This window comes from Flavobacterium sp. (assembly GCF_025352015.1).
Taxonomy (GTDB): domain Bacteria; phylum Bacteroidota; class Bacteroidia; order Flavobacteriales; family Flavobacteriaceae; genus Flavobacterium.
In genome coordinates this window covers 1-4,404 of record NZ_JANXUG010000071.1, presented here as the reverse complement: position 1 = coordinate 4,404, position 4,404 = coordinate 1, and the positions used below count along the sequence as shown (strand labels likewise).

Genomic DNA, 4,404 nt, shown 5'->3' with positions numbered 1-4,404 from the left:
TGCTCAATTTCACACCAAAATATTTTTGTCCATCAATACCATTATCGTCATAAATGTCGTAATGAAATACTTTTTTTTCTTTTTGACACCATTCAATCACTAAACTTTTATAGCTAATCACTTTTCCTTCTAGTTTAGCGATGTCAACATAAGGAATGATAACGCTTTTTTGAATAAATCTTTCACAAAAATCATAACCTTTATCGAGGAAAATAGCACCAACCAATGCTTCAAAAATGTTCCCATGAATGTTTTCACCAAAATGCTGTGTTGGGACTTTACTTTTTACAAACCGGATTAAGTTTAAATCTCCTCCCAACTCATTCAAATGTTCCCGACTTACAATTTTTGAGCGCATTTTGGTCAAGTAACCTTCATCTCCGGCTGGAGCTTCATTGAAAAGATGTGCAGCAATTACAGCACTTAACATAGCATCTCCCAAAAACTCCAATCGTTCATAATTCATCGGATTTCCTTTTAAATCCATTTGATTTGTGGAACGATGTGTAAAAGCTTTTTGGTAATAAATGATAGATAGCGGTTTGAAACCTATTATATTTTGAATTTCGTTAAAAAAAATCCCGTCCTCATTTGAACGGGATTTTTGAAATATATTTTTTAGAATTTTCATCTAAAACTACTCTTTTAATTTTTTAAATAGTACGCAAGCGTTATGACCACCAAATCCAAAAGTGTTACTCATGGCTACATTGATTTCCCGTTTTTGAGCTTTATTCAATGTTAAATTTAAACTTGGGTCAATGTTTTCGTCAATAACTGTATGGTTAATCGTTGGAGGAATAATTCCGTATTTCATCGCCAAAATAGAAGCAATAGCTTCAATCGCACCGGCTGCACCTAGTAAGTGGCCAGTCATCGATTTGGTAGAATTAATATTAATATTTTTGGCATGCTCACCAAAAACAGCACTAATAGCTTTCAGTTCGGCAACATCACCAAGCGGCGTTGAGGTTCCGTGCGTGTTAATATGGTCAATTTGTTCCGGTTTCATTCCCGCATCTCGAAGCGTATTATTCATCACAGCAATAACACCAATTCCTTCAGGATGTGGAGCTGTTAAGTGGTAGGCGTCAGACGACATTCCGCCACCGCCTACTTCACAATATATTTTAGCGCCACGTGCTTTTGCGTGTTCATATTCTTCAAGAACTAATGCGCCTGCGCCTTCGCCTAGAACAAAGCCGTCACGGGTGGCATCAAAAGGTCTTGAGGCAGTTTCTGGGCTATCGTTTCTTGTTGATAAGGCTTGCATCGAATTAAATCCGCCCATTCCGGCGATAGTAACGGCAGCTTCTGAACCGCCCGAAATAATAACGTCACACATTCCTAAACGAATGTAATTAAACGCATCAATCATGGCATTGGCAGAAGAAGCACAAGCAGAAACAGTAGTATAATTGGGACCCATAAAACCATTTCGCATCGAAATGTGGGCTGGAGCAATATCTGCAATCATTTTCGGAATAAAGAAAGGATTAAATCTTGGAGTTCCGTCGCCTTGCGCATAGCTGATTACTTCTTCCTGAAAAGTTTCTAATCCGCCAATGCCCGCACCCCAAATTACACCAACTCTTTGTTTGTTTACATTTGAATCTGTAATTCCAGCATCTGCAATGGCTTCTTGGCTGGCGGCAACGGCATACTGCGCAAACTTGTCCATTCTTCGCGCTTCTTTACGATCCATATAATTTTCGATGTTGAAACCTTTTACCTCACAAGCAAATTTTGTTTTATGCTTTTCGGTATCGTAATAGGTAATCGGAGCAGCACCGCTAACGCCATTAACTAAAGCGTTCCAATAGTCGGCGATGTTATTTCCAATAGGTGTAATGGCACCTAAACCCGTCACTACAACTCGTTTTAACGTCATAATTTATTTTTTAGATTTGTATTTAAACAAATAATACCCATGTTTTCTTCAAATGTAATCATTAAAGAGACATGGGTATTTCAATATTTTGAGATTGAATGTCAATCAGTTTTACTCTTTTAAGTAAAAATAATAAAAATCCGTGAAACTAGTTCAAGTCTCACGGATCAATAATTATTATTTTTTTGCTTCTTCGATGTAAGAAATAGCTTGACCTACAGTAGCAATGTTTTCAGCTTGGTCGTCTGGGATTTGAATATCAAATTCTTTTTCGAACTCCATAATCAATTCTACAGTGTCTAATGAATCAGCTCCTAAATCATTGGTGAAGCTTGCTTCTGTTACAACTTCGTTTTCATCAACGCCTAATTTGTCTACAATAATAGCTTTAACTCTTGATGCAATGTCTGACATAATTTCTAATTTTAAATTTTAATTTGTTGGCAAAAATAAAAAACTTTATTTTAAAACAACCTTTTTGTTAGTAAATGTGACCACGAAATTAAAAAATATATTTCAAAATCTTATTACATCAGGGTTTTAATTCAAGTATTTATTCTTTTTTTGTGGTGTAATTTTATTTTTTATGAAAAAGATTTTGCTTTTCGCTTCAGGAACAGGCTCCAATGTCGAGAATATTATTCAATACTTTAAAAACTATGATGATATTACCGTTGTAAGCGTCTTTACCAATAACCCAAATGCCAAAGTTTTAGACAAAGCAAAGAAATATAATGTTCCAACACTAATTTTTAACAAAGAAGAGCTTTCAGGAGATTTTGTTTTGGATAAGATTCACGAACTTAAACCAGATTTGATTATTCTAGCTGGATTTTTATGGAAATTCCCAGAACACATCATCGCTGAATATCCAAATAAAATCATCAATATTCATCCCGCATTACTTCCAAAATATGGTGGAAAAGGAATGTATGGCATGAAAGTACATCAAACCGTTTTGGATAATAAGGAAAAGGAAACTGGAATTACAATTCATTACGTAAACGAACATTATGATGAAGGCAAATTTATTTTTCAGCAAAAAGTAAACATCGAAGATTGCGCTTCCGCAGATGAAATCATTACAAAAATCCATGAACTTGAACATAAATATTTCCCAGAAATTATTGAAAAACTTCTAACTTCCAATCTCTAACTTTGACTCACCAAGTCCACATATACACTGACGGCGCAGCCAAAGGAAATCCCGGAAACGGCGGTTATGGCGTAGTCATGGAATTAGTGGGAACAACTTATAAAAAAGAATTCTACGAAGGCTTTCGTCACACAACAAATAACCGAATGGAATTATTGGCGGTAATAGTAGGTTTAGAGAAAATCACAAAACCCAATATGAAAGTTTTGGTCATTTCTGATTCGAAATATGTGGTTGATGCAATTGAGAAAAAATGGGTTTTCGGTTGGGAGAAAAAAGGATTTAAGGATAAAAAGAATCCCGATTTATGGATGCGTTTCTTAAAAATATACCGTCAACATCAGGTAGATTTTAAATGGATTAAAGGACATAACAATCATCCGCAAAATGAGCGCTGTGATGAATTAGCCGTTTATGCTTCGGGCTTGCCTAATTTATCTGTAGATGCTTTTTATGAAAATGAAGATGGGAAGTTGTTGTAGAAAACTTATATTATATATATTTGATTATCATCTAATTCTAGAATTTGTTGACAAAAAATACTTTTATAATCTTTCTTGTTGTTAGTGTGTATTGGAATTATAATTTTAGGATTTATAGCATTGGCGTATTCTTTCAATGTTTCAACATCAGCGTGCCCGCTAGTATGGATGTCAATTATTTTAAAATTATTGTTTACAAATAAATCAATAAATTCATTGGTTTTAGGTTGATCTTTGTATCCAGACCACATTGAATAAATAAAATTCCCATCTTTGATATTCATGCTTTTTAGATCATTTACCATTGATGACCTGACTAGAAGAACATAATTGGAAGGTTTATTTATAATGTCATCTTTGTTTATTTTCTTCGAAGTAAATTTAAAAACCATTTTTTTATATCCATCACCGATTAATTTATTTGTTGGTTTACTATAAAAATAAACTCCCATATTTGGATAGCCATTTAAAATTGAAGGAAGTTTTGCAAAACTAGAAAGTTTTTCTAAAATATGTGCGCCATAAACATCTACAACCAAAGTCTTTTTGGCTCTTAAACAGGCTTTATAGATAGAAACCAATCGGTCTATATTTTGGGTTGAGGTAAATACATAATTTATGGAAGTTGAATTTTTGAAACACTCCAGAAAATCATTTTCTATATCATCCTCCGTTTTTGTTTTTGTGATATTTCTGCCAATTGTCGTTCCTTCCATAATCAAGCAATCGACATCTTTTGGAGGGTTTTCAATAAAATGTTTGTACACTTCTTTTTTGCGTCCGTGCGACCTGAAATCGCCTGAATAAAATAGTTTTTTGCCATTTGCTTCTATCAAAAAAGAATAAGCATCAAAGGCTGAATGATCGTTCCAATA

Annotated in this window: 6 protein-coding genes; 2 read left to right on the top strand and 4 right to left on the bottom strand. The window is 34.1% G+C overall.

What is annotated here, in order from left to right; translation table 11 throughout:
- From Q0Q96_RS07040 to Q0Q96_RS07030, 3 genes are all read right to left on the bottom strand, one after another.
- Nucleotides 1-631, bottom strand: a 631-nt coding sequence (locus Q0Q96_RS07040) for a ribonuclease III domain-containing protein (RefSeq protein ID WP_293872945.1), incomplete at its 3' end; no start/stop codon positions are given.
- Nucleotides 632-637: 6 nt separating this feature from the next.
- Complete coding sequence (gene fabF, locus Q0Q96_RS07035) at nt 638-1,891, bottom strand: beta-ketoacyl-ACP synthase II (RefSeq protein ID WP_293872943.1); 1,254 nt, start codon at nt 1,889-1,891, stop codon at nt 638-640.
- A 177-nt stretch (nt 1,892-2,068) separates the two neighbouring features.
- On the bottom strand, nt 2,069-2,305 hold the full coding sequence (locus Q0Q96_RS07030; protein WP_007137004.1) for an acyl carrier protein: 237 nt from the start codon (nt 2,303-2,305) through the stop codon (nt 2,069-2,071).
- A gap of 172 nt (nt 2,306-2,477) precedes the next feature.
- Here Q0Q96_RS07030 and Q0Q96_RS07025 point away from each other — a divergent pair, with 172 nt between their 5' ends.
- Together Q0Q96_RS07025 and rnhA are read left to right on the top strand one after the other, a co-directional pair.
- Entirely contained in the window at nt 2,478-3,047 is a 570-nt protein-coding gene (locus Q0Q96_RS07025; RefSeq protein WP_293872602.1) for a phosphoribosylglycinamide formyltransferase, read from the top strand.
- A 2-nt stretch (nt 3,048-3,049) separates the two neighbouring features.
- Nucleotides 3,050-3,529: a ribonuclease HI gene (rnhA, locus tag Q0Q96_RS07020; protein WP_293872600.1), complete on the top strand. Its 480-nt coding sequence runs from the start codon at nt 3,050-3,052 to the stop codon at nt 3,527-3,529.
- 5 nt (nt 3,530-3,534) lie between these two features.
- Here rnhA and Q0Q96_RS07015 read toward each other — a convergent pair.
- Nucleotides 3,535-4,404 (bottom strand): MBL fold metallo-hydrolase RNA specificity domain-containing protein (locus Q0Q96_RS07015; RefSeq protein ID WP_293872598.1); only part of this gene is annotated, 870 nt, incomplete at its 5' end.

Bases quoted from the DNA above. Each gene is read 5' to 3' on its own strand.
- Q0Q96_RS07030 (WP_007137004.1), bottom strand. From the start codon at position 2,305: ATGTCAGACATTGCATCAAGAGTTAAAGCTATTATTGTAGACAAATTA.
- Q0Q96_RS07025 (WP_293872602.1), top strand. From the start codon at position 2,478: ATGAAAAAGATTTTGCTTTTCGCTTCAGGAACAGGCTCCAATGTCGAG.
- fabF (WP_293872943.1), bottom strand. From the start codon at position 1,891: ATGACGTTAAAACGAGTTGTAGTGACGGGTTTAGGTGCCATTACACCT.